The organism is Mesorhizobium sp. M1217, from assembly GCF_040318275.1.
Classification (GTDB): Bacteria; Pseudomonadota; Alphaproteobacteria; order Rhizobiales; family Rhizobiaceae; genus Mesorhizobium.
On record NZ_JAMYMA010000004.1, the window covers coordinates 329,862 to 354,969 of the forward strand.

At 62.6% G+C, this 25,108-nt stretch carries 26 protein-coding genes; 22 read left to right on the plus strand and 4 right to left on the minus strand.

Annotation, left to right across the window (positions count from 1 at the left end):
• Positions 1–13: 13 nt before the first annotated feature.
• The 4 genes from dapA (at position 14) to NKH37_RS09065 (ending at position 2,866) form a co-directional block, all read left to right on the plus strand.
• Positions 14–895: a 4-hydroxy-tetrahydrodipicolinate synthase gene (gene dapA, locus NKH37_RS09050; RefSeq protein WP_353005193.1), complete on the plus strand. Its 882-nt coding sequence runs from the start codon at positions 14–16 to the stop codon at positions 893–895.
• A gap of 25 nt (positions 896–920) precedes the next feature.
• Positions 921–1,400 (plus strand): SsrA-binding protein SmpB, encoded by a 480-nt coding sequence (smpB, locus tag NKH37_RS09055; protein ID WP_023719895.1) that lies wholly within the window; start codon positions 921–923, stop codon positions 1,398–1,400.
• A gap of 106 nt (positions 1,401–1,506) precedes the next feature.
• The gene (locus NKH37_RS09060; protein WP_353005194.1) at positions 1,507–2,235 is read left to right on the plus strand and encodes a GH25 family lysozyme; all 729 of its coding nucleotides are present in this window, start codon (positions 1,507–1,509) and stop codon (positions 2,233–2,235) included.
• 109 nt (positions 2,236–2,344) lie between these two features.
• A complete protein-coding gene (locus NKH37_RS09065; protein WP_352494844.1) occupies positions 2,345–2,866 on the plus strand; it encodes a hypothetical protein in 522 nt (173 codons plus the stop codon).
• On the opposite strand, the gene NKH37_RS09070 is transcribed toward NKH37_RS09065, so the two are convergent.
• A complete protein-coding gene (locus NKH37_RS09070) occupies positions 2,863–3,573 on the minus strand; it encodes a uracil-DNA glycosylase (protein ID WP_353005196.1) in 711 nt (236 codons plus the stop codon). The genes NKH37_RS09065 and NKH37_RS09070 overlap by 4 nt on opposite strands.
• Complete coding sequence (locus NKH37_RS09075) at positions 3,570–4,151, minus strand: LabA-like NYN domain-containing protein (RefSeq protein WP_023719891.1); 582 nt, start codon at positions 4,149–4,151, stop codon at positions 3,570–3,572. Before NKH37_RS09075 ends, NKH37_RS09070 begins: the two co-directional genes overlap by 4 nt.
• Before the next feature lie 279 nt (positions 4,152–4,430).
• On the opposite strand from NKH37_RS09075, the gene rpoZ reads away from it, so the two are divergent.
• From rpoZ to era, 9 genes are all read left to right on the plus strand, one after another.
• Complete coding sequence (gene rpoZ / locus NKH37_RS09080; protein WP_352481861.1) at positions 4,431–4,832, plus strand: DNA-directed RNA polymerase subunit omega; 402 nt, start codon at positions 4,431–4,433, stop codon at positions 4,830–4,832.
• Between the two features lie 110 nt (positions 4,833–4,942).
• Entirely contained in the window at positions 4,943–7,171 is a 2,229-nt protein-coding gene (locus tag NKH37_RS09085) for a RelA/SpoT family protein (RefSeq protein WP_352814808.1), read from the plus strand.
• Positions 7,172–7,293: 122 nt separating this feature from the next.
• Positions 7,294–7,872, plus strand: a complete 579-nt coding sequence (pyrE, locus tag NKH37_RS09090; protein ID WP_023719888.1) for an orotate phosphoribosyltransferase — start codon at positions 7,294–7,296, stop codon at positions 7,870–7,872.
• A gap of 13 nt (positions 7,873–7,885) precedes the next feature.
• Positions 7,886–8,266 (plus strand): VOC family protein, encoded by a 381-nt coding sequence (locus NKH37_RS09095; protein ID WP_352481860.1) that lies wholly within the window; start codon positions 7,886–7,888, stop codon positions 8,264–8,266.
• 232 nt (positions 8,267–8,498) lie between these two features.
• Positions 8,499–9,080, plus strand: a complete 582-nt coding sequence (locus NKH37_RS09100) for a DUF2062 domain-containing protein (protein WP_352494847.1) — start codon at positions 8,499–8,501, stop codon at positions 9,078–9,080.
• Positions 9,077–9,490, plus strand: a complete 414-nt coding sequence (acpS, locus tag NKH37_RS09105; protein WP_023719885.1) for a holo-ACP synthase — start codon at positions 9,077–9,079, stop codon at positions 9,488–9,490. Before NKH37_RS09100 ends, acpS begins: the two co-directional genes overlap by 4 nt.
• Before the next feature lie 77 nt (positions 9,491–9,567).
• Positions 9,568–10,317 carry a signal peptidase I gene (gene lepB, locus NKH37_RS09110; protein WP_023719884.1) on the plus strand — a complete coding sequence of 250 codons (750 nt, stop codon included), beginning with the start codon at positions 9,568–9,570 and terminating at the stop codon, positions 10,315–10,317.
• 4 nt (positions 10,318–10,321) lie between these two features.
• The gene (gene rnc / locus NKH37_RS09115) at positions 10,322–11,047 is read left to right on the plus strand and encodes a ribonuclease III (protein WP_031194250.1); all 726 of its coding nucleotides are present in this window, start codon (positions 10,322–10,324) and stop codon (positions 11,045–11,047) included.
• Positions 11,044–11,970: a GTPase Era gene (era, locus tag NKH37_RS09120; protein WP_353005198.1), complete on the plus strand. Its 927-nt coding sequence runs from the start codon at positions 11,044–11,046 to the stop codon at positions 11,968–11,970. The genes rnc and era overlap by 4 nt, the downstream gene beginning before the upstream one ends.
• A 39-nt stretch (positions 11,971–12,009) precedes the next feature.
• Here era and NKH37_RS09125 read toward each other — a convergent pair whose 3' ends face one another.
• A complete protein-coding gene (locus tag NKH37_RS09125) occupies positions 12,010–13,521 on the minus strand; it encodes a winged helix-turn-helix domain-containing tetratricopeptide repeat protein (protein WP_353040936.1) in 1,512 nt (503 codons plus the stop codon).
• 107 nt (positions 13,522–13,628) lie between these two features.
• Positions 13,629–14,432, minus strand: coding sequence for a CPBP family intramembrane glutamic endopeptidase (locus tag NKH37_RS09130; protein ID WP_352481856.1), 804 nt, complete (start codon positions 14,430–14,432; stop codon positions 13,629–13,631).
• Between the two features lie 349 nt (positions 14,433–14,781).
• Here NKH37_RS09130 and NKH37_RS09135 point away from each other — a divergent pair, with 349 nt between their 5' ends.
• The 9 genes from NKH37_RS09135 (at position 14,782) to NKH37_RS09175 (ending at position 25,105) form a co-directional block, all read left to right on the plus strand.
• Positions 14,782–15,486 (plus strand): antitoxin Xre/MbcA/ParS-like domain-containing protein, encoded by a 705-nt coding sequence (locus NKH37_RS09135; protein ID WP_353005202.1) that lies wholly within the window; start codon positions 14,782–14,784, stop codon positions 15,484–15,486.
• A gap of 362 nt (positions 15,487–15,848) precedes the next feature.
• Positions 15,849–16,937, plus strand: a complete 1,089-nt coding sequence (locus tag NKH37_RS09140; RefSeq protein ID WP_353005204.1) for a porin — start codon at positions 15,849–15,851, stop codon at positions 16,935–16,937.
• A gap of 115 nt (positions 16,938–17,052) precedes the next feature.
• On the plus strand, positions 17,053–17,829 hold the full coding sequence (gene recO / locus NKH37_RS09145; RefSeq protein ID WP_353005205.1) for a DNA repair protein RecO: 777 nt from the start codon (positions 17,053–17,055) through the stop codon (positions 17,827–17,829).
• 5 nt (positions 17,830–17,834) lie between these two features.
• Complete coding sequence (locus tag NKH37_RS09150) at positions 17,835–18,059, plus strand: PaaI family thioesterase (RefSeq protein ID WP_352494851.1); 225 nt, start codon at positions 17,835–17,837, stop codon at positions 18,057–18,059.
• An 84-nt stretch (positions 18,060–18,143) separates the two neighbouring features.
• The gene (locus tag NKH37_RS09155) at positions 18,144–20,867 is read left to right on the plus strand and encodes a DUF2339 domain-containing protein (protein WP_353005208.1); all 2,724 of its coding nucleotides are present in this window, start codon (positions 18,144–18,146) and stop codon (positions 20,865–20,867) included.
• Between the two features lie 153 nt (positions 20,868–21,020).
• Positions 21,021–21,539, plus strand: a complete 519-nt coding sequence (locus tag NKH37_RS09160; protein ID WP_353040939.1) for a sigma-70 family RNA polymerase sigma factor — start codon at positions 21,021–21,023, stop codon at positions 21,537–21,539.
• Positions 21,536–22,330 carry an anti-sigma factor family protein gene (locus tag NKH37_RS09165; protein WP_352481851.1) on the plus strand — a complete coding sequence of 265 codons (795 nt, stop codon included), beginning with the start codon at positions 21,536–21,538 and terminating at the stop codon, positions 22,328–22,330. Before NKH37_RS09160 ends, NKH37_RS09165 begins: the two co-directional genes overlap by 4 nt.
• A gap of 208 nt (positions 22,331–22,538) precedes the next feature.
• Positions 22,539–23,645 (plus strand): peptidase C39 family protein, encoded by a 1,107-nt coding sequence (locus NKH37_RS09170; RefSeq protein WP_023719873.1) that lies wholly within the window; start codon positions 22,539–22,541, stop codon positions 23,643–23,645.
• A complete protein-coding gene (locus NKH37_RS09175; protein WP_023719872.1) occupies positions 23,642–25,105 on the plus strand; it encodes a RimK family ATP-grasp domain-containing protein in 1,464 nt (487 codons plus the stop codon). The genes NKH37_RS09170 and NKH37_RS09175 overlap by 4 nt, the downstream gene beginning before the upstream one ends.
• Positions 25,106–25,108 lie beyond the last annotated feature (3 nt).

Below are 25,108 nucleotides of genomic sequence, written 5' to 3' on the forward strand. Positions count from 1 at the left end.
GGAGTTGGACGACATGCTGAGAGGCTCGCTGACCGCGCTCGTCACACCGTTCGAAAAGAGCGGCCGTTTCGACGAGAAAGCCTTTCGCGCCTTCATCGCCTGGCAGATCGCCGAGGGCACGACGGGCGTGGTCCCGGTCGGCACCACCGGCGAGTCGCCGACGCTGTCGCATGACGAGCACCGCCAAGTCGTCAAGGTCTGCATCGAGGTCGCCAAGGGCCGGGTTCCTATCGTTGCCGGCGCCGGCTCCAACAACACCGAAGAGGCGGTTGGCCTGGTCCAGTATGCCGAGAAGGCGGGCGCCGACGCGGCCCTTGTCGTCACGCCCTATTACAACAGGCCGACGCAGCGCGGCCTCTACGCGCATTTCGCCGCCGTCGCCAAGGCTACCAGCCTGCCGATCATCATCTACAACATTCCGCCCCGCTCGGTGGTCGACATGAGCCCGGAGACGATGGGGCAATTGGTGCACGACTTCAAGAACATCGTCGGCGTCAAGGATGCCACCGGCAAGGTCGAGCGGGTTTCGGAGCAGCGCGCCACCTGCGGCAAGGATTTCATCCAGCTCTCCGGCGAGGACGCCTCGGCCCTCGGCTTCAACGCGCATGGCGGCGTCGGCTGCATCTCGGTGACGGCAAATGTCGCGCCCAGGCTCTGCGCCGAATTCCAGGAGGCAACGCTTTCCGGCGACAGCGCCAAGGCGCTCGACCTGCAGGACCGTCTGTTGCCGCTGCACAAAGCAATTTTCCTGGAACCCGGCGTTTCCGGCGCGAAATATGCGCTGTCGAAGCTGGGCAAGGTCGAGAACGTGCTGCGCTCGCCGCTAATGACGGTCGAGCTGTCGACCGCCGAGAAGATCGACGCGGCGATGAAGCACGCCGGCTTGATAAATTAGGGATGAGGCGCCACCTCTCCGCATCATGAATCAAGTCAGAAAAGCCGATCCCAACAACAAGACCGTTGCGGAAAACCGCAAGGCGCGGTTTTCCTATGAGGTGCTCGACACGATCGAGGCCGGCCTGGTGCTGACCGGTACGGAAGTGAAGTCGCTGCGTCAGGGCCAGGCCAATATCCAGGACAGCTATGCCTCGGTCGAGGGCGGCGAGATTTGGCTGATCAACTCCTATTTGCCGGAATATCTGCAGGCCAACCGCTTCAACCACGAGCCGCGCCGACGCCGCAAACTCCTGCTCAACAAGCGCGAGATGGCCAAGCTGTCGCAGAGCGTCGACCGCGAAGGCATGACGCTGGTGCCGCTGAAGATCTATTTCAACGACCAAGGGCGGGCGAAGGTGCTGCTCGCCGTCGGCCGTGGCAAGAAGCTGCACGACAAGCGTGAGACCGAAAAGCAGCGCGACTGGTCGCGCGAGAAGGGCCGGCTGCTGAAAGAGCGAGGGTGAGCAGAGGTCCGCGAAGCGGACGAAAAGCCAGTGATTTGGCTTTTCGAGCGACGAACGCCCGGAGCCATGGCGGAGGGCAGGGCGGACCAATAGGGATAGGTCTCGTTTGAAAAACCGGATCGTCTCATGGGGCGCGGCCGGTCTGCTCCTGGTGGGCCTCGTCCTGGCCGGCGGCTATACCTACTTCCAGACATTTTCTCCGGATCGCGGCAAATATCCGGTCAGGGGCATCGACGTTTCCCATCATCAGCGGCAGATCGACTGGCGGCGTGTTGCAGCCGACGATGTCGCCTTCGCCGTTATCAAGGCAACGGAAGGCGGCGACCATGTCGACGATGCCTTCGCCGCCAATTTGCGTGCGGCCCGCGCCGCCGGCCTTGCCGTCGGCGCCTATCACTTCTTCACCTTCTGCAGGCCGGGTGCCGATCAGGCACGCAACTTCATCTCGGTGGTGCCGCGCGATCAGCCTTTGCTGCCGCCGGTGGTAGACATCGAGTTCGGCGGCAATTGCCCGCAGCGGCCAACTCCCGAACAGCTGAGCGCCGAACTCTCAGCCTTCCTCGGCCCGGTCGAAGCAGCGTTCGGCAAGACGGCGATCCTCTATGTGACCGACGAGGCCGCGCAAGCCTATGCCGGGCAGGTAGCCGGCCGCCCGCGCTGGCTGCGTTCGCTGGCGCTGCGGCCAGGCCATGACGACTGGATTTACTGGCAGTACCACAACCGGGGCCGCGTCGACGGCATCAGCGGCGACGTCGACCTGAATGTTCTCCAAGGCGGGCCGGCGACGCTGGCCGCGTTGTTTGCCGCAGCGCCTGAAGCGACGGCGTCGGATTGACGCTATTCCTGTCCAGCGAGAGCACCCTCAGTGGGCGATGACGGGAACGACGAAGCCTTCGCCAAGGTGGCTATTCATATCGCAGGCGGCGCCGTGCTAAGTACATTTGATGCCGGAGCGCCCTTCATCAGCCAATGACAGCAACGCCCCGCCTGCTGCGACGGACGGTGGGGATCCCCGCCTGGCGTTTGTCTATGCGGAGGCGGTGCGTGGCCTCCAACACCAGCAGGGCGTGGTTGAAAGTCTCAATACGCGCGCTGGAAATCTGATTTTTGCAACTGCGTTCGCGAGTTCTCTCCTTGGAGGCAGGGCGCTCCTGGATGGCATAGGACCTTGGGACTGGCTGGCGCTGACATTGCTTTTTCTTATCGGACTGCTGGTCGCGATTATGGTGTGGCCATATTATAACTATACGTTCCGTTTCGATCCCGAGAAGCTGCTCCAGGATTTCGTCGATCAGCATCCTCCCGCAACCATGGATGGGATGCACCGAGCGCTTGCGCTGCGCATCAAATCCGACATGGCCAGCAATTGGCGGATCATCCAACGCCTGCGCGTCGCGTTGCAGCTTGCACTGTTACTATGGTTGCTGGATCTCTTGGCCTGGTTGTTCGCGATCACCCGAATCTAGGGCTTGTGCGCCGGCGGCGTCGTCCGGCTCTCAGTCTTCAGAAAAGCTTCTATCTGACTGAAAACGTTGACGAACATGGCTTGCGTCAGTACGCCCGTATTGGTGTTGTAGCGCGAGCAATGATAGCTGGAAAACAGCGCGATGCCATTGGCCTGCTGCTGCCCACCATGCTGGAACGGATAGGCGGCGACGCGCTGGCCGAGCGCCCGCACGGTCGACTGGTGCGCGATCGAGCCCAGCGCCAGCACGGCGCGCAGGTTTGGAAATCGGGCGATCGTCGGTACCAGGAACGTCCGGCAGGTGGCTATCTCGGCACCAACCGGCTTGTTCTCCGGCGGCACGCAGCGCACCGCATTGGTAATCGCCGTACCGACAAGCTCCAGCCCGTCATCTGGTCGCGCTTTGAATTCGCCGCGCGCAAAGCCGTGCGCGATCAGCGTATTGTAGAGCAGATCACCGGCAAAATCGCCGGTGAAGGGGCGCCCCGTCCGGTTCGCGCCGCGGAGGCCAGGCGCCAGCCCGACGATCAGCAAGCGCACCGCATCCTCGCCTTCCGGCGGCAAAAAGGTCGGCACTGGCGCGTTGAACCAGGACGGCTCGCGCTGCCGCCACTCGGCGATGAAGTCGTGCAGCCGCGGACAAAGCGGGCAGTCGCGATCGGGTTCGGGAGAGGCGGCCAGGGGCGCGGTCAAGGCAACGACCGTCAATAGTCTTCCTCGTCGACTTCGGCCGGCTCGGACCGGCGTACCGGCCGCTCCGACGGATCGCGGCCGACTTCATTCTTGAGCGCCATCAAGTCGATGAAATGGTCGGCCTGGCGGCGCAGGTCATCGGAGATCATCGGCGGCTGCGATGCCATGGTCGAGACGATCGAGACCTTGCGCCCACGCCGCTGCAGCGCCTCGACCAGCGTGCGGAAATCGCCGTCACCTGAGAAGATGACATAATGGTCGACGACATCGGCGAGCTCGAGCGCATCGACGGTCAGCTCGATATCCATATTGCCCTTGATCTTGCGGCGGCCGGTCGAGTCGGTGAATTCCTTGGCTGGCTTGGTCACCACCTTGAAGCCGTTATAATCTAGCCAGTCGATCAGCGGCCGAATCGAGGAGTATTCCTGATCCTCGACCAGCGCGGTGTAGTAATAAGCGCGCAGCAGATAGCCGCGTTTCTGGAAGCTCGACAGAAGTTTGCGGTAGTCGATGTCAAAGCCCAGCGCGCGCGAGGTGGCGTAGAGATTGGCACCGTCGATAAAGAGAGCGATTTTTTCACGAGGATCGAACATGGAAAAATGTCCTTTTTCGAAATAAGCGGTCGTCTAAATGCGTGGCGACTATCGGCCGGTCTGATAATAGACCTGTTGGCCTTCATCGTTCGAGATAACGCCAGTTTTACGGCAATCCAAGGCACCATGCGGCACCGCAAGCAATTGTGATCGGCGCTGCGTCGTCGCAGGCGGCCCGCGTCAGAGCTGGGCACCGCCATAAAAGCTTGTATTTTGGCGGCGTTCGGGTTATGGACCGCGCCTGTTTTCCATCAAATCCAGGCATGAAAGGGGCAACTCATGGCCCGCGTAACCGTTGAAGATTGCATCGACAAGGTCGACAACCGCTTCGAGCTGGTGCTCCTGGCCGGCCACCGCGCCCGTCAAATCAGCCAGGGCGCGCAGATTACCGTACCTCGCGACAACGACAAGAATCCGGTCGTTGCGCTCCGCGAAATCGCCGACGAGACGCTATCGCCGGACGACCTCAAGGAAGATCTCATCCATTCGCTGCAGAAGCATGTCGAGGTCGACGAGCCGGAAGCCGATGGTGAGGCGATTGCCGACCAGACCGGCAGCACTGTTGCGGCCACCGATGCCGACGACGCCGAGGACAACGTCACCTTCGATCGCATGACCGAAGAAGACCTGTTGGCCGGCATCGAAGGGCTGGTACCGCCGGAAAAAAGCGACGATTATTGATCTTAGCAACAACTGCCGACACTTTCGCGTCGGCAGTTTCGTGGCTATCTATGACATGCGCCGTACGCCAGTGCGGCGCATGATTCATTTCAGCATTGCGAGATCCCGCCATGATGCGTCAGTATGAGCTTGTCGAGCGCGTCCAGCGCTACAAGCCTGACGTCAACGAGGCGCTGCTCAACAAGGCCTATGTCTACGCCATGCAGAAGCATGGCCACCAGAAGCGCGCCTCCGGCGATCCCTATTTCTCGCATCCGCTCGAAGTCGCCGCCATCCTCACCGAAATGCACATGGACGAGGCGACGATTGCCGTTGCCTTGCTGCACGACACGATCGAGGACACCACGGCGACCAGGGCCGAGATCGACGAATTGTTCGGTCCGGAAATGGGCAAGCTGGTCGAAGGACTGACCAAGCTGAAGAAGCTCGACCTCGTCTCGAAGAAGGCCGAGCAGGCGGAGAACCTGCGCAAGCTGTTGCTGGCGATCTCGGAAGACGTGCGCGTGCTTCTGGTCAAGCTCGCCGACCGCCTGCACAATATGCGCACCCTCGACCATGTGCCGGAAGCCAAGCGCCTGCGCATTGCCGAAGAGACGATGGACATCTACGCGCCGCTGGCCGGCCGCATGGGCATGCAAGGCATGCGCGAGGAGTTGGAGGAGATCGCCTTCCGCTTCATCAATCCCGAAGCCTACCGCGCCGTCACCGCGCGCCTCGTCGAAATTTTCGAGCGCAACAAGGGCGTGCTGTCCGAGATCGAGAAGGCACTGTCCACACTGTTCGACAAATATTCGATCAAGGCCGAGGTCAAGAGCCGGCAGAAGAAGCCGTGGTCGGTGTTCCGCAAGATGGAAGCCAAGGCGCTGTCGTTCGAGCAACTGTCCGACATTTTCGGCTTCCGCGTCGTTGTCGAGACGGTCGAGGACTGCTATCGCGCGCTCGGCGCCATCCACACCACTTGGTCGATGGTGCCCGGACGCTTCAAGGACTATATCTCGACACCGAAGCAGAACGACTACCGCTCGATCCACACCACCATCGTCGGCCCGTCGCGCCAGCGCGTCGAATTGCAGATCCGCACCTACCAGATGAACAAGATCGCTGAATACGGTGTCGCCGCTCATTCGATCTATAAAGATACCGGCGGCAAGATGAATGGTGCCGTCCATGCGATCTCGAAGGAGACCAATGCCTATGCCTGGCTGCGGCGCACCATCGAGCAGCTTGCCGAAGGCGACAATCCCGAGGACTTCCTCGAAAACACCAAGCTGGAACTGTTTCAGGACCAGGTGTTCTGCTTTACCCCGAAAGGCATGCTGATCGCGCTGCCGCGCGGCGCCACGCCGATTGACTTTGCCTATGCCGTCCACACCGATGTCGGCGACACTTGCGTCGGCGCCAAGGTCAATGGCCGCATCATGCCGCTGATGACGGAGCTGAAGAACGGCGACGAGGTCGAGATCATCCGCTCGAAGGCGCAGGTGCCGCCGGCGGCGTGGGAATCGGTGGTCGTTACCGGCAAGGCGCGCTCGGCCATCCGCCGTGCCACCAAGAACGCTATCCGCAAGCAATATTCGGGTCTCGGTATCCGCATTCTGGAGCGCGCCTTCGAACGGTCCGGCAAGACCTTCACCAAGGAAAACCTGAAGCCGGTGCTGCACCGGCTGGCGCGCAAGGACATCGAGGATGTGCTGGCCTCGGTCGGCCGTGGCGAACTCGCCTCCAGCGACGTCATGAAGGCGGTATTTCCTGACTACAAGGACGAGCGCGTCACGCTGGTCGCGCCCAAGCAGCGCGAGGAGGGCTGGTCGAAGATCCGCAACGCCGCCGGCATGCTGTTCCAGATTCCGGGCCGCGCCGCACGCAAGGACAAGAACCAGCCGCGTGACGATGCGGTGCCGATCCGCGGCGTGCGCGGCGATCTGCCGGTGCGCTTCGCGCCGGAGGGGGCAGTGCCCGGCGACCGCATCGTCGGCATCGTGCAGCCGGGAACCGGCATCACCATCTATCCGATCCAGTCGCCGGCGTTGCAGGCCTTTGACGACCAGCCTGAGCGCTGGATCGACGTGCGCTGGGATATTGACGAGCGCACCAAGGAGCGGTTCCCGGCGCGTGTCTCGGTCACCGCCATCAACGCACCGGGTTCGCTGGCCGACATTGCGCAGGTCGTCGCATCCAACGACGCCAACATCCACACCTTGTCGATGGTGCGCACCGCGCCCGATTTCACCGAAATGCTGATTGATCTCGAAGTGTGGGATCTGAAGCACTTGAACCGGCTGCTGTCGCAGCTAAAGGACAATTCGAGCGTCAGCGACGCGCGACGCGTGAATGGGTGAATAGTGAATAGTGAATAGTGAATAGTGAATAGTGAAAGAGGGTGCTCTCACTACTCACTACTCACTACTCACTACTCACTACTCACTACCATTCACCATTCACCATGGGCATGGAGCGAACGATGAACACCGATGAAGTGCTGGGCATTTTCCGCGAGGCCGGCGCCGTTCTCGAAGGGCATTTCATCCTGACGTCCGGCCTGCGCAGCCCGGTCTTTTTGCAAAAGGCGCGCGTTTTCATGCATGCCGACAAGACCGAGCGCTTGTGCAAGGCGCTGGCCGAAAAGATCCGCGCTGGCGTTCCCGGCAGGATCGACTATGTCGTCGGCCCAGCGATCGGCGGGCTGATCCCGGCCTATGAGACCTCGCGCCATCTTGGTGCGCCGGCGATCTGGGTCGAGCGGGAAGGGGGCGAATTCAGGCTCCGCCGTTTCGAAATCGCCAAGGGGTCGCGCGTTGTCATTGTCGAGGACATCGTCACCACCGGCCTGTCGATCCGCGAGACCATCGACTGCCTGCGCGGCCTTGGCGCCGAAGTCGTTGCCGCTGCATGCATTATCGACCGCTCGGCCGGCAAGACCGATGTCGGCGTGCCGCTGATCGCGCTCGCCGAATACGAGGTTCCGGCCTATCCGGCCGACAGGCTGCCGCCCGAGCTTGCCGCCATACCGGCGATCAAGCCGGGCAGCCGCAATTTATAACGGAGCCGCCGCCGTGATCACCGGCATCGATCATTTCGTGCTGACAGTTCGTTCGGTAGACGATAGCTGCGCCTTCTATCAGCGCGTGCTTGGCTTCAAGCGCCTCGACGAGCCGGACCGACCAACGGCGCTGCTGTTTGGAACGCAAAAGATCAATGTGCATGAGGTCGGGCGCACCTTCGAGCCGAAGGCCAAGGCGCCGACTCCCGGCTCTGGGGATTTCTGTCTCGTTGCCGCCCGGCCGCTCACCGAGATATGCGCCAGCCTCGCGGCCAACGGCGTAGCCATAGAGGTCGGCCCGGTCGAGCGTATCGGCGCCCGTGGCCCGATGATGTCGGTCTATTTCCGTGACCCGGACGGCAACCTCGTCGAGGTCAGCGAGTATCGTTCCTGAGTGGCGCTCCTCAAATTCGCCGCGATCATGCCCTGTTCAGAATGGCGATACCCAAGGCTGCCGCAGTGGCGACCGAGCGGATGCCGTCGGCCTCGTTGTTCTTCGGCTAGCACATCGCTATATCAAAGTCGTAGTTGCCTTTCGGTGACCGCAAAGCGCAGCATAGGGCTGTCGCGCCCCGGCTGGGAAAAGCCGGCGCGAAGCCATTGATGGAACTAGGAACAGGAACAGAGTGCTTTTTCGACGGCGCAAGCCTGATGGTTTTTTCGAGCGGGTGCGTACTTATTTGTGGCCGCGCCGCTCGTTCTCGCGCTCGCTGCGGTATTTTTCCAAGCGCATCCTGCGGCTTAGGGCCACGCCGCATGCCGTGGCCGCCGGTGTTGCGGCGGGCGTATTCGCGTCGTTTTTCCCGCTTGGCTTCCACTTCATCATTGCCGCCATGCTGTGCTGGCTGATCGCCGGCAATCTGGTGGCGGCAGCACTCGGCACGGTCTTCGGCAATCCCCTGACCTTTCCGCTGCTATGGGCCGCCTCCTGGGAGGTCGGCAAGCTGATCCTGCATGAACACCTGCCGGCGCATGGCCCACCCGCGCATCTCGGCGACATGCTGCATAATCTTTCCTTTGCGCAGTTGTGGGGACCGGTGCTTAAGCCGATGACCATTGGCGCAATACCGCTTGGCTTGGTTTTCGGCCTGCTGTTTTACGGCATTACCCGCTGGGGTATGGTCACTTTCCACGAGCAGCGCCGCAAGCGCCTGGCCGAAAGAGCCGCAAAGACCGGAAAAACCGGGCCGGAAGTTCCCGCCGAATGATTATCGGTATCGGCAGCGACCTCATCGACATCAGACGCATTGAGAAGTCGCTGGAACGTCATGGCCAGCGCTTCATCCAACGCATCTACACCGAGATCGAACAGGCGCGCTCCGAAAACCGCGCGGCGCGTGCGGCCTCCTATGCCAAGCGTTTCGCTGCCAAGGAGGCCTGCGCCAAGGCATTGGGCACCGGTCTGGCGCAGGGTGTGTTCTGGCGCGACATGGGCGTCGTCAACCTGGCCAGCGGCAAGCCGACCATGGCGCTGACCAACGGGGCGGCAGCGCGGCTGGACGAAATCCTGCCTGAAGGGCACCGCGCCGTGATCCACCTCACCATCACCGATGATTTTCCGCTCGCTCAAGCCTTTGTGATCATTGAAGCGTTGCCGGTCGAAGAAGCGCCACATTGATTGCATCTGACGACCGGCATGACGTTGCCCAGCGCGCGCCGAGACTCTATACCATCCAACGCACAATCGAGGACGACATGAGCGTGGCTGAAAAAACCCAGAAGAAATCCGGCGGACTTGGCGAAACCGTCAGCGTCATCGTCCAGGCCCTGCTGCTTGCGCTGGTCATCCGCACGCTCCTGTTCCAGCCGTTCTCGATCCCGTCCGGTTCGATGCGGCCGACTTTGCTCGAAGGCGACTATCTCTTCGTCACCAAATGGTCTTACGGCTTCTCCCGCTACTCGCTGCCGTTCGGGCCGAACATCTTTTCGGGCCGCATCTGGGGCTCCGAGCCGAAGCGCGGCGACGTGGTGGTGTTCAAGTTTCCGCCGGACCCTTCCGTCGACTACATCAAGCGCGTCGTCGGCCTGCCGGGCGACAAGATCCAGGTCAAGGATGGCCAGCTCTTCATCAACGACGTCGCTGTGCCACGCGTCAAGGTCGGGCAGATCGACAACCACGACATCACCGAGGAGAACGGGCCGGTCGATGTCTATCGCGAGACGCTGCCGAACGGCGTCACCTACGACACGCTCGACCTGACACAGGCTTCGATCGGCGACAACACCAAAGAGTTCAAGGTGCCGCCCGGTCACTATTTCATGATGGGCGACAATCGCGACAACTCGTCCGACAGCCGCTTCACCGTCGGCTTCGTGCCGGAAGAGAATTTGGTCGGCCGCGCCAACCTCATCTTCTTCTCGATCGGCGGCAGCGCCAGCCCGCTCGAAATCTGGAAATGGCCGTCGCAGATGCGCGCCTCGCGCCTGTTCCATTTCGTCAATTAGGACCATGGCGGCGACAAAACGGCTGACCGCTGATGCGCTCGCCGAGGCGCTCAAGGAGCGCACCGGCCACAGTTTTGGCGACCACCAACGCCTGCAGCGGGCGCTGACCCATGCCAGCGCTCGCGGCAGTCATGCCGGCATCGACTACGAACGCTTCGAATTCCTGGGCGACCGCGTTCTCGGCCTTGTCGTTGCCGATATGCTGCTGGCGGCATTTCCCGACGCTGCCGAGGGTGAGCTGTCGCTCAGATTGAACGCCCTGGTCAACGCCGAGGCCCTGGCGGAAATCGCCGAGGAGATCGGCCTGCCGGAACTCATTCGCGCCGGTTCGGACGTACGCGGCCTCGATGGGCGCAAGCGCGTCAATCTGCGCGCCGACGCACTGGAATCGCTCATCGCCGTACTCTATCTCGACGGCGGGTTGGAAGCGGCCCGTGCCTTCATCCACAGGTACTGGCAACCGCGCTCACAAGCCATCGACGCCGCCCGCCGCGATGCGAAGACCGAACTTCAGGAATGGGCGCATCAGGCGGCAGGCGCGGTGCCGGTTTACATAATCGACAGCCGCGAGGGACCGGACCACGATCCGCTGTTCACCGTCAGCGTCAAGGTCGGCGCCTATCCGCCAGCGACCGGCAGCGGGCGCTCCAAGCGCGAGGCGGAGCAAGCTGCAGCCGCGGCACTTCTGCAGCGGGAAGGCGTCTGGCTCAATCAAGGGAGTGCCGCATGACCGCCACCGAAGCTCCGGCAACAGAAGCTCCCGCTACCCGCTCCGGCTTCGTCGCGCTGATCGGCGCGCCCAATGCGGGGAAATCGACGCTGGTCAACCAATTGGTCGGCGCCAAGGTATCGATCGTGACGCACAAGGTGCAGACCACGCGCGCCATCGTGCGCGGCATTGCCACCCACAACAACGCGCAGATCGTCTTCGTCGACACGCCGGGCATATTCAAGCCGAAGCGCCGGTTGGACACCGCGATGGTGACCACAGCCTGGGGCGGTGCCAAGGACGCCGATATCGTGTTGCTCTTGATCGATGCAGAGCGCGGTATCCGGGGCGATGCCGACGCCATCCTCGAGCGGCTGAAGGATGTCCGGCAGCCGATGGTGTTGATCCTCAACAAGGTCGATCGGGTCAAGCACGAGACGTTGCTGGCATTGTCGGCGGCAGCCAACGAAAGGGTGCCGTTCAAGCGCACCTTCATGGTTTCGGCGCTGACCGGATCCGGCTGCAAGGACCTGCTCGACTATCTCGCCGAGGCCTTGCCGGCCGGACCCTGGTACTACCCGGAAGACCAGATCTCCGACCTGCCGATGCGCCAGCTCGCGGCCGAGATCACCCGCGAAAAGCTCTATCTCAGGCTGCATCAGGAACTGCCCTATTCCTCCCACATCGAGACCGAGAAATGGGAAGAGAAGAAGGACGGCTCGGTGCGCATCGACCAGACCATCTATGTCGAGCGCGACAGCCAGAAGAAGATCGTGCTCGGCCATAAGGGCGAGACGATCCGCGCCATCGGCCAGGCCGCGCGCATGGAAATCGCAGGCATACTCGAGCAAAAGGTGCACCTCTTCCTGTTCGTCAAGGTGCGCGAGAACTGGGGCGACGATCCTGAGCGCTACCGCGAAATGGGGCTCGAATTTCCGCACTGAGCCTGTTTGGGCGATCCACCGAGCGGCCTGTTGGCCGCCTCAGGATTTTGAGCGATACCCAAGTGCCAGCGACACGCCGTCGGCAAGATGTTCGGCGTCGGAGGCGTTTTCGAACGGGATGCCCGCTCTTGCATAGTCGAGCGGCGAGAAATCGGAGCCGTCGGCGTTGATCAGCGCAGCCTGGCGCCTTGCCGCCTGCATATCACCGAACTGAGCGTAACAGGCGGCAAGCCGGGTGCGGATCCACGGCGTCGGTCGCGTCGCCAGCTCCAGCGCCTCGGCAGCCGTGCGGTATTCGCCCAGCATGTATAGCGCGAGCGCGCGATCGTACTGGTACCAATGAGGGTGCAGCGGGTTGATGCGGATGGCGCGTACCAGCCAGGCGAGCGCGTCGAGCGGCCGGCCGCGCATCGTCAACAGATGCCCCATCTGCTCGATACAGTCCGCGTCGCCCGGATTGAGCTCGAGCGCGATGCGCAAATGATGCTCGGCCGCCTCGTGCTCACGCATATTGAGCCGCACCAGCGACTGGATGCGGTGTGCCGTTGCCTGGTCCGGCGACAATGCGATGCCCCGGTCGGCCAGGTCGCGGGCCTTCGTCAGAACGGCGTCGCTGATGGGACCGAATTCGCTGTTAAGCACATGCGACAGCGCCAGATAGGTGTAAGCGAGGCCATAGGCCGGGTCTCTGACGATCGCCGCTTCGAAAAACGCTGCCGCTTCTTTCAGTTCGCTTTGCGCCGGATCGCGCAGCAAAGCGACGCCGCGCAGCACCAGTTCACGGGCGGCGAGGCTGGCTACCGGCTGCCGCGAGGCACGTTGCAGGCCGGCATTGTTCACCCGAACCACCAGCCGGCCGACGATCTTTTCGACGATCTCCTGCTGGATTGCGGACAGCCCGGCGTAATTGGCCTGGTAGCGATCGCCCCAGAGCTGGGAAGCGCTGGCTGCGTCAACCAGATTGACCGCACACACGATGCTGTCTGCTGCCGCCGCACCGAACCCTCGACGAGATAGTCGGCGCCGATGCGCGAGCGTACGACAGGCCATTCGCTGGGCGAATATGAGGCAAACGAGAAGCTCGAATTGCGCGCCATGACCCGTCAGCGTGTCGAAGCGGGCGAGGCCGTTGATAATGTCTTCGGCAATACGGTCGACGATTGCTTCGTCGGCCGGATCGGCGCTGTCATTGCGGAACCTGAGCACCGCCACGATCGGCTGTGCGCCGGGTTCGGGCACCGGTTCGATTTCAGGCATCAGCATGTAGCCGCGCTTCGATACGGTCCGTATCGTTTCCTCGCCGAGCACCTTGCGGATCTCGCGAATCGACTGCGTCAGCGAATCCTCGGTGACGAAAACACCCGGCCAGACCGCATCCATCAGTTCCGACTTCGGCACCACACGGCCGATATGGCGGGCGAGATGCGTCAGCAATGCGTAGGCTTTCGGCCGCAGGAAGGCCGGCTGTTCGGCCCGGCCGAGCGTACCTTTGCCCAGATCGAGCGTGAAACCGCCAAACTGAAAAACCTGGTCAGTGGCCGAACCCGGCATCGAAACGGCCCGCTCCCTGAAGCCGTGCCTGTATTGGCCTACGGCTGGAGGGCTGGGTCAAGGTCTGTCGCCTCCGAAAGCGGCGCTTTGGATTTGCGCGCCGCAAATTAGACGGTGCCAGCGAGGGCGGGCTGCGTTGCCGACCTGCGGACGAAGCTCTCGGTGCCGTAGAGGGCAACGATGGCGATCGCAGCCACCGCCCAGATCGCAACACCGATCCATTGCTGCTGGACATAGTCGGCGTCGATGAACACCTTGCCCAGGAAGCGTACGCTGTTCTGATGAGTGACATGCATGAGAATGGCGAGAAGCACACTGCCGGTGTTCTGATAGAGCCAGGTGAACACCACTGCCGCCAGCACGACGTTGATCGTGCCGTAGACGCTGAGATCGCCGACCAGGCCGAGCGGAAAATGCCAGATTGCCCAGATCGCGCCGAGGATCAGGCTTCCGGCCAGCGCCGAATGGCTGGCTAGCAGACGCGGTGTCGCAAAGCCGCGCCATCCCGGCTCTTCGCCAAGCGGGCCGCTGAAGACCGCATACAGCGCGATGATCGGCAGTATCTCAGTGACAGCAGGAATGTTGCTCCAGACCGGCGTCGCCGAGCCGAACAGCGGATTGACCAGGATCGAGGCAAGCTGCGTGCCGAATGGCAGGCCGAATGCCACCAGATACCACAGCGGAGATACCCGCCACTTCACCACGGAAGCGAGAATGGCCTTGACCGAAGCCCAGCCTCCGGAAAGGGCTGCGACAACGAATCCGGAGACCATCGGGCCGAAGGTAAACCAGGGAATGGTATCGCCATTCGACAGGTAGAACGGGATGAAGGCAAACCAGCTCAGGGCAAGCGCCAACGAAAAGAAGGCAGCCAACTGATGCTGTCGCACCAGGTGCAGGAAAGAAGTCATGTCGGTCCTCTCACGGGCAGATGACAATGAGAGGTCGCCGGGCTGCCCAATCGGTCGACTTGCATCTTGAACAGCCGGCCGAATCATTCCGGGAAGGCTATGCGTGGACCACGTCGGTCGACCCGTTTCTTATTGGCACCGGCGCGACCCGAAATCCTGAGCGGGTTCTGAGAAATTTCCGATATTTCATGCAAAATCGGTCAGTTAGATCGGCTGGAGCACCTGCCGACACTGCGACCGTGCGTGGTTCCCGTTTGTCGTCTCTCCGTCATACACCCTGCCTATAGGCTGTGCGAAAGACCCGCTTCCGAGCAAAGCGGAACAGGCGGGCAAACAGCCAGATTAGGACATGACCGGGACTTGGAATCGCATCGACCCCATCCGTCAGATCGAGTTTGCAAACGCCGTCGCTGTTGAGATCGAGCGCGTGCTGGCGCGGCAAGGCAAGGTGACGAACAGCGATGCGGTCGTCGCAGCGGGCAGGGTCACCGGGGCCGTTGCCGCCGCCGTCGCCCTGCTTGCGCCGACCGACATCAGGGCGCTCGACACCATGCAGGAAAGATTGCCCGGCATGGCGTCGCGGTTCGTGCGGATATTGGCGGCCGAAGCGACGGAACGCCGTACCCGGACGCCTCTGTCGACGGCGCACGAAGGCCAAGGGGCAGACATCCAACCCCTGGCCGGAACGGGCGACCTCGACGCGATGCGGGTCGAGGACTGGGCCGGTCGGGTCGCCGGGTCGACCTTCCTGCAGGAAAATCTCGGCATATCGCGCTCGACCCTGCATCGCTGGCAGCGGAGCGGCACGGTCGTTGCGTTGCGCACCGGTGGCCGCAAACATGTATTTCCTCTGGCGCAGTTCGTCGACGGCAGGCCGGCTCCGGGTATCAACGAAGTGTTATCCGCGATGCCCGATCCGCGGCGTGCCTGGTCGTGGCTGGTCGGCCCCGCGCCCGGCCTTGCCGGACGTATTCCCATTGAAATGCTCAAACAGGATCTGGTGGCGGAAGTCGTTCTTGCCGCACAGAACGCAGCGATGGCGAAGTTGGCTTGATTTTCGCCGCCAACGTTAGAAGTCTATTCCAAAAAATAACAGGTAAAAGGAATGTCATCCGGACTATGACCGGTTTGCCGGCTAATGGAATAAGTATAGTTTCGTACAATTGTGACAATGTCTCGTTTATGCCGGGAGCAAACGTGAAGAAAATATGAAGTGATATTTGTGCAACATGGATTTCTTCTGTTATGCAAACATTGATTATTTTTGGAATCGTCATTGAGACTGGAATGCGGATGAGTATGTTCGCCGCCTGAAGAGGGGGTGCGGTGCGCGCCTTTTTCGACGTGGGTGAGGCGTTCAGCCGTTCAACCCATGAATCCAAAGCCATTTTTAACTTTGACTGGAGAGGTCAGAAAATGAATATCAAGAGCCTTCTTCTCGGCTCAGCCGCGGCATTCGTCGCGGTCTCCGGCGCGCGCGCCGCCGACGCTGTTGTGGTCGCCGAGCCGGAACCCGCCGAATACGTCAAGATCTGCGACGTCTACGGCGCCGGCTACTTCTATATCCCCGGCACCGAAACCTGCCTGCGCATCGGCGGCTATGTCCGCTATGACGCCAGCTTCGGCGACGGTGGCCGCGTTTTCGACGGCACGACGACACACGACCTTATGGACGGTGACGAACAGCAGACCTGGAACAAGAATGCCCGCTTCAATTTGAAGACGTGGACCGGCCAGGAAACCGAGCTCGGCACGTTGAAGACCTACACCGAGACCCGTTTCAACTTCGGCAATACCAAACACACCGTGAGCGGTGTTGATTTCAGCGTGCAGGACAACAAGGCGGTTACCCTGAACTTCGCCTGGATCCAGCTTGGAGGTTTCCGCGTCGGCAAGGATGAAACTGTCTATGATTCGTTCATCGGCTACGCCGGCAACGTCGTCCAGGACACCATCATCCCGTACGGCACCAAGGACACCAACCTGATCAGTTACTATTTCGACGGCGGTAACGGCTTTACGGCAGTCGCCTCGGTCGAAACAGGCTCCGGCGCTGACCAGTCGATTGACAGCTACGTTCCGTTTGTCGTCGGCGGCGTGAAATACAAGGGTGACTGGGGTGCGATCACCGCCGTCGGCGCCTATAACAGCACGTCGGAAGAATGGGCCGGCAAAGCTCGCCTCGACGTCAAGCCGATTACTGACCTGACCTTGTTCGTGATGGCGGGCTACGGCAGCGACGACAACGTCGCAAAGAACTTCTACAAGCCGTGGACTGGCAACTTTGCCGTCTGGGGCGGCGGCAGCTATGCCGTCAACAAGAAGACCTCTTTGAACGCCCAGGTCTCCTATACCGACGACAAAGACTTCGCCGTTGCGGCCAACGTCGCCTACACCATCGTTCCTGGTTACACGATCACCGCCGAAGTCGATTATTACGACAATTTCGATGCCGACGATGCCGACGCAATCGGCGGCATCTTCCGCTTCCAGCGCTCGTTCTGATCAAACGACGATCTCGCAAAAACGGCCCGTAGCGATACGCTACGGGCCGTTTTGGCTTGCGGCGGATACGTCGCTCATCTTGATTTCGCCATGCAACCGGTGACAAGCTCTGGTCATGGAATGGCGCGACGAGGGAATCATTCTCGGCACCCGCAAGCATGGCGAAACCAGCGCCATTCTCGAGGTGATGACACGTGCGCATGGCCGCCATCTCGGTCTCGTGCGCGGCGGCCGTTCGCGCAAGCAGCAGCCGGTCTTGCAGCCCGGCAACCGCGTCGACCTGTTGTGGCGGGCGCGGCTCGACGAACATCTCGGCACCTTCCAGGCCGAGGCCATCGAAATGAACGCCGCCCGGCTGATGGACAGCGCCGTTGCCGTTTACGGCTTGCAGACAATGGCCGCGCATTTGCGTCTTCTGCCCGAGCGCGATGCCCATCGCGGTCTCTATGAGACGCTCGCGGTCATGATCGCCCATCTCGACGATGCCGATGCCGCCGGCGAGCTGGTGGCCCGCTTCGAGCTGCTGGTTCTCGACGAACTCGGTTTCGGCCTCGATCTCAGCCAGTGTGCGGCGACCGGCACCAGGCAGGACCTTGCCTACGTCTCGCCGAAATCCGGCCGCGCCGTGTCGCGGGCGGCGGGCGCGCCGTGGCGCGACAAGATGCTGGCGCTGCCTGCCTTCCTGCAGCGCGGTTCGGGCCTGCGCGCCGATCCGGCGGCGATCGACGACGCCTTCCGGCTGACCGGCTTCTTTTTGACCCGCCATGTCTACGAGCCGCGCGGTATCGAACCACCCGGCTCCCGCGCCGGCTTCCTCGCCGCCTTGCGCAAGCATTATGCGGGCGGCAAGGCATTTGCCGGGGAAACCGCCATCGGCGAAGCCATCAGGTGAGCGAAATGGAACTCCTATCCCGGTCGGGTTTCGCTGCTCGGCCTCGACATCATTTGACGCGGCCGATCACCCCAGGGACCGGCGAGGTGGTGTGCGAGGGCAAAGTGGTGCACAAGGGCCGCACGCTGGCGGTTTCGGAAGCGGCGCTGAAGGATGCCAATGGCAAGCTGCTGGCTTTCGGCACCGAAACATGCTCGATCTTTCCGGCGGCCAATCTGGCGGCACGTTGAATGGACCGGCCGTCTGGCCGCCGCATTTGAATGTCACTGAACATTGAATGTCAGTGACGACTGGCCTGGTTTGGGGGAACCGCCATGTTTGAAAGCCTGATTGGCCTCGTCGCCATCATCGCGCTGTTCGTCATCATTTCACGCCAGCAGAGCCGTATCGGCCTGATCGAGCGCGAGCTTGGCGCGTTGCGCAGCCTCGTGCTTTCGGGCGTACCTGTCCTGCCGCCGCAAGCCAAGGAACCGGCTGCAAACGACAGCAAACCGGCGGATGGCGCAATCCCGCCGGCGGCGGCAGCCGACATGGCCGCATCGCCAGGGGCCGAGACCGCAGCGGTCGCATCAGCCACAGAGGCAGAAGCCGATACCGCGGCGCCGTCCGCACCCGAGCCGGCGCAACCGGCGGCAGCGGCGAAAGCCGCCCGCCAATCCGACGTCGAAACGGCGCTCGGTACCCGCTGGGCGGTATGGGTTGGTGGCATCGCGTTGGCGCTGGGCGGCCTGTTCCTCATCCGCTACACCATTGAGGCCGGCATTTTCGGGCCACGCGTGCGGCTTGCCATGGCGGCGGCACTTGGGCTGGTGCTGGTCGCCGGCGGCGAGTTCATCCGGCGCACCGGCTTCAGGGTGCCGGTGCAAGGTGCCGCCGGTGCCTATATCCCGGCGATCCTGACGGCGGCCGGCGCTTTCATCCTCTTCGGCACCGTCTACGCCGCGTACAGCATTTACGGTTTCATCGGCCCGGCGCTCGCTTTCACGCTGCTCGGCGCCATCGGGGTGGCGACGATCGCGGCAAGCCTGGTCCACGGTCAGGCGCTGGCCGGCGTCGGCCTGCTCGGCGCCATGGTGACGCCGCTACTCGTCGCCTCGCAGGCGCCCAATCCGTGGGCGCTGTTTGGCTATCTGGCGATCGTGCTCGCCGCCACCGGCGTCATTGCCCGCATCCGCGACTGGAGGCTCTTGATGGCCGCAGCCTTCGTCGCCACCGGCATCTGGACCATCTTCTACATGACCGAAGCGCCGGGGACGAACCTTTCCGTCATCCTCTTTATAGACGCGGTGACACTGGCCGTGCTCGCCTTCGTCTGGCTTGGCCGTCGCAGCGAAGCGGTCGCCGACACCGGCTTCGACTGGCCGTCGATCGCGCCGGGGTTCTTCGTCGCTCTTTCAGCGCTGGCCCTGTTCGTCGATCCGGTCTTTGCCGCCGCCGGCGATGCCTTGCAGGGAGCAGCCCTTATCGTAGCCCTGGTGGCGATAGCGCTCTACCGGCCGCGAGCGCTTGCACTGCTGCACGCCGCCGGGCTGGCGACGGTGCTGGTCTATCTCGGCATCATTCCGCCGACCACGGTCGCCGCCGATTTTTCGGGCGGCGCTCTCGGTGTCGATGGCGTGCCGGTTGTGGCGTCTGATGCCTTGATGCTCAGGATCGGCATCGCGCTGGGCCTGGTCTTCATCGGCGCCGGCTTTTGGGCCGCGCGCCGTTTTGCGGCTCCTGGCTGGCTGCGCGCCGCCACATGGGCGGCCTGGAGCGCTGTCGCGCCACTGGTCATCCTGCTGGCGCTCTGGTTCACCTTCGGCAATCTCGACCGTGACCTTGCTTATGCGGCCGCAGCGGCCGTTTTGGTCGGGATCTTCGTCGCCGGCGGCGAATGGACAGCGCGCGGCGAAGCGCCGCCGCTGACCGGCGGCGCTGCCGTCTCCTTCGCGCTCGCCGGCGCGGCGATCGCCGGCCTGCTGATGCTGCACATGGCCTTTGGCTCCGGCTGGACAACCGTCCTGCTCGGAGCAGCCGCCGTTGTGCCGGCACTGGCGACGCGCTGGCGTAGCTATCCGGTGCTTGGCTGGATTTCGGTCGGTGCGGTGATCGCAGTGCTCGGCCGTGCCGCCTTCGACCCGACCATCGTCGGTGCCGAGTTCCTGTCGAAAACACCCGTGTTCAACTGGCTGCTGCTCGGATATGGCGTGCCGGCGCTCGCCTTCGGCTTTGCCGCCTGGCAACTCGCCCGCACAACCAATGGCCGGCCGCGCCTCGCCATGGAGGCCGGCGCCGCGCTGTTTGCTCTGCTCGCCGTTGCCATGCTGGTGCGCCATGCCATGCATGGTGGCGTCATCGACAGCGGCTCGATGACACTTGCCGAACAGGCGATCTATACGCTGATCGCCATCGGCGCCGGTGCAATCCTGGTCGCCATCGACATGCGCTCGCCAAGCTCTGTGCTGCGTTACGGCTCGATGGCTGCCGGGGTGCTCTCGGTCGCCTTCATCGTCATCCGGCATTTTGTGGTGCTGAACCCGCTGCTGACGGATGAATCGACCGGCGGCATTCCGGTGTTCAACCTTCTGTTCCTGGCCTATCTGTTGCCGGCCGTCGCGACAGGCGCACTGGCGCTCTATACCCGCGACAAGCGGCCGAAATGGTATGCGGCCATGCTTGCGGTTGTGGCGGCGGTGCTCGCCTTCGTCTATGCCACGCTGTCGGTCAGGAGGCTGTTCAAGGGCGAGTTCATCGGCCTGTGGAGCGGCCTCGGCCAGGTCGAGACCTATACCTATTCGGCGCTCTGGTTGGCCATCGGCGTGGTGCTGCTCACCGCCGGTGTCTGGCTGAAGTCGCAGGTGCTGCGCATAGCGTCTGCGGCGCTGATCGCGGTCGCCGTGCTCAAGGTCTTCGTCTTCGATATGTCGGAGCTGGAAGGCGTGTTGCGGGCGCTGTCCTTCATCGGCCTCGGCGCGGTGCTCATCGGCATCGGCTTGTTTTATCAGCGGCTGCTGACAAGGGCGGCGAAAGAAAAGCTCGAGACGAGCAATAGCTGACGATTTCAATTTGGCCGGGAATAAAGCTGGCATCGGCAGCGTTATTCAGTTGCTTGGGTGACCGGGGCGGCGGACCGCTTCGCGCTGGCCGCTTGCGCCGCGCTGCAAAGGCGCGTTCAATCACCACGGACAGGGGCTCCAGAACCAGCGGTCATGGACGAAAAGAAGGCAGCAATCCTTGGTGAAATACCGCGTTTGCGCCGCTATGCACGCTCGCTGTTGCGCGACCGCGATTCCGCCGACGATCTCGTCCAGGATTGTCTCGAGCGGGCGCTTGTGCGGCTCGACAATTGGCAGACAGGAGAAAGCCCCAGGAGGTGGCTGTTTACGATCATGCATCATTTGTTCATCGACCAGATGCGCAAGGTGAACCGGCGCGGCGAGGCGGCGATGCTGCCGCTCGAGGCGAGCGAGGCGCAGGCAGCACCCGCCGAGCAGGTCGAGAGCATCGCCTCGCGCGAGATCATCGACGCGCTGCAGGCGATCAGCCCGGACCGGCGCGCGGCACTTGTGATGGTCGCCATCGAAGGGTTTTCCTATGCCGAAGCAGCCAACATCCTTGGAGTCCCCGCCGGCACTTTGATGTCGCGCATCGCGCGCGGGCGTGAGGAACTGCGAGCGCTGCTGGATGATACCGCGCGCCGCCGCTCGATAAGGATCGTCGAGAAATGAGCCGGCGCGATTTCTCCGAACGCGACATCCACATGGCTCTCGATGGCGAGTTGCCGGGCGACGAGCGAACGGCCTATGAGGCATGGCTCGAGGCCAATGCCGAGATGAAGGCCAAGAGTGCACGCTACGCCGCCGACCGGGCAGCATTGCGCGCAGCCTTTAACGGCGTGCTGGACGAACCCGTACCGGTGCGGCTGAACAAGGTGGTGCTTGGCGAGGCGTCGGTGGTCAGAGCGGCGCCGTCGCGCTCGCGTTGGTGGCTTGCGGTCGCCGCTGCCGCCATGCTGGTGATTGGCGGTGCTGGCGGCTATCTTGCCGGCATCGGCGGCCTCGGCCTGGAAAATACGGCCGAGGACCAGCTTGCCGAAGAAGCGATCGCCGCCCACGTCATCTATGCCGCCGAAAAGCGGCATGCGGTGGAAGTGCCGGCAAGCGACAAGGATCATTTGCAGAGCTGGTTGTCGAACCAGGTGGGTTTGAAGCTCGTCGCGCCGGATCTGGCAGCGCAGGGATTCCAACTGGTCGGTGGCCGGCTGCTGCCTGCCGGCCAGGGCAAGGCCGCGATGCTGCTTTACGAGGACGACAAGGGCGCGCGCATTTCGCTCTTCGTCACCGCCGAATCGGCTGCCAAGGCCAAGGGCACCTATGGGTCGGAAGAAGATGGTCCTGCGGCTGTCTACTGGCTGGACAAGGGTTATGGCTGCGCCGTCGTCGGCTCGCTGCCGCGCGAGCGGCTGGCCGCGGTGGCCAAGAGCGCCTATGGCCAGCTTCTGGCGGCCTTGCAAAGCTGAGCAGGATCTCATTTTTCCGGAGCCGCGCCGATGCCGAAACACGGAGGTCGCTCAAAGCCTTTGCGCGACCTGCCTGCTGTCAAAACTGTCACAATTCGGCCCTAATCGAGGTGCGATAGCGCTTGCTTAATGCTGGCACTTCGGCTGGTGTGACCGATGTTTAGACTAGGGTCGTTTCCACAACCCAATCGAGGTTTTCTGAGCCCGCATGCCTGCCGAGATTCGCAAGGCCCGCGCGTCCGACGTCGATGACCTCGCCGCCATCGAAAAAGCTGTTTTCTCGAGCGACCGCATTTCTCGTCGTTCCTTTCGCCAACTGATCGAACGCGACACCGCCGAACTGCTGGTTGGCGAAAGCGATGGCCGCGTCGCCGGCTATGCAGTCGTGCTGTTTCGCAAGGGCAGCGGCGTCGCGCGGCTCTATTCGATCGCCGTCGGTCCATTTTTCGGCGGCCGTGGCGTTGGCCGCCTTCTGCTGGAAGAGGCCGAGACCGCTGCTTTCGAGCACGGCCGCATGATGCTTCGTTTGGAAGTCCGCGAGGACAACCCGCGCGCGATCCAGATCTACGAGCGGAGCGGCTACCGCAAGATCGGCCGCGAACCGGACTATTACGAGGATGGCGCCACGGCGCTGCGCTATGAAAAGACCTTGCGTGGCGACATTCCGGTCGCCACCGAAGTGCCGTTTTATCAGCAGACTTGCGAATTCACTTGCGGACCATGCTGCCTGATGATGGCGATGGCTTACTTCGGCCCCGGCTTCGTGCCGGACCCGGTGATGGAAATCCGGCTGTGGCGTGAGGCGACGACCGTTTTCATGATGTCCGGCCCCGGCGGCTGCGAGCCGTTCGGGCTGGCCGTCGCCGGCTATGAGAGCGGGCTTGCTGCTGAGATCTATGTGTCCTTCTATGGCGCGCTTTTCCTGCAATCGGTGCGCAGCGAAGACAAGCGCCGGGTGATGGAGCTGGCGCAGGTCGACTTTCGCCGCCGCGCGGAACTTTACGGCATCCCGGTGAATTACCGTTCATTCGGGCTTGACGACATTCGCACCGCGATCGCAGAGGGAAAACTGGTACTGGTCCTGATCAGCGGCTTCCTGATGTTCGGCAAAAAGGTTCCGCACTGGGTATTGGCCATCGGTGACGACGGCGATCACATCCTGATCCACGACCCTTGGGTCGAGGACGAGCGGCAGGAGACGATCCTCGATGCTGCCAACATTCCCGTGCCTTACGGCATCTTCATGAACATGGCGCAATTCGGCCGCGACGGATTGCGCGCCGCCATCACTCTCGGAAAGCGCGACAGCCAATGACCTGGGTCATCCTTACCGGCCGGCAGAACGATCTCGACCAAGTGGCGACGCCGCACAAGATCATCACCAATCGCGACTACCTTGCCCATCCGGCACTGTTTCGCGGGCAGCGGCCGAAGGTCATCAACCTGTCGAACAATTACGGCTACCAGAGCCGCGGCTATTACGCCTCGCTGCTCGCCGGTTCGCGCGGCCATAAGGTCATCCCGACGGTCGAAACGATGATCGACCTGTCGGAGCGCAAGCTCTATGAGCACGCGTTGCCGGAACTCGAACTCGCACTCAACAAGTGCCGCAAGGACCTGGGCGGCGCTTTCCCGCAGAAGGTCTGCATCTTCTTCGGCATCGGACCGTCCAGGATCTGGGACCGCTTCGCCAAACTGCTGTTCGACTGGTTCCGTGCCCCGGCGCTTGAGGTCCACATCAGGGACAGCGCCGAATGGGCCTCGATCCGCAAGATTGGCTTCCATCCCCTGGCCAGGATGACCGAGGACGAGGAAACGCACTTTCTCCAGTGCCTGGAGACCTACACCAACCGCGAGTGGCGTGACACCAAGGGCCGCACGCCGGCGCGCTACACTTTCGCCACGCTGGTCGATCCGCATGAGGAACTGCCGCCGTCGGAGATTTCGTCGCTGCGCCACTGGGCCAAGATCGCTGAAAAGATGGGCGTCGAAATCGAGCCGATCACCAAGCGGGATCTGGCCAAGCTCGCCAACTACGACGCGCTGTTCATCCGCGAGACCACCTCGATCTCCAACCACACCTACCGCTTTGCCCGCCGCGCCCAGCAGGAAGGTATGCCGGTCATCGACGATCCGCTGTCGATGATCCGCTGCACCAATAAGGTCTATCTCAACGAGCTGATGACCTACAACAAGGTACCGGTGCCGCCGACGGTGATGATAGCCGGCATCTCGGATCTGGAAGTTGCGGCGCAGACGCTGGGCTTCCCCCTGGTGCTGAAGATCCCGGACTCCTCGTTTTCGCGCGGCGTCAAGAAATGCGGCACCTTCGAAGAGTTAAAGACGCTCGCAACCGAATGGCTGGAGGATTCCGACCTCCTGATCGCGCAAAAATTCATTCCGACGGAATATGATTGGCGCGTCGGTGTCCTCGGCGGCCAACCCTTGTTTGCCGTCCATTATCTGATGGCCAAGAAGCATTGGCAGATCGTCAATCATAAGGCCAACGGCAAGCCCGACCAGGGCGGCATCAAGACCTTCACCCTGAAGGAAGCGCCGGCCCATGTCGTCGAGACGGCGGTGAGCGCGGCGCGCTGCATCGGCGACGGCCTCTACGGGGTCGACCTCAAGGAGACCAGGGACGGCGTCTTCGTCATCGAGGTCAACGATAACCCCAACCTCGACCACGGCTGGGAAGACTCCGGCGAAAAAGACGAGGTCTGGGTGCGGCTGACGCAGTGGTTCCTGGAGCGATTGGACCGGCCGGGCCGATGACAT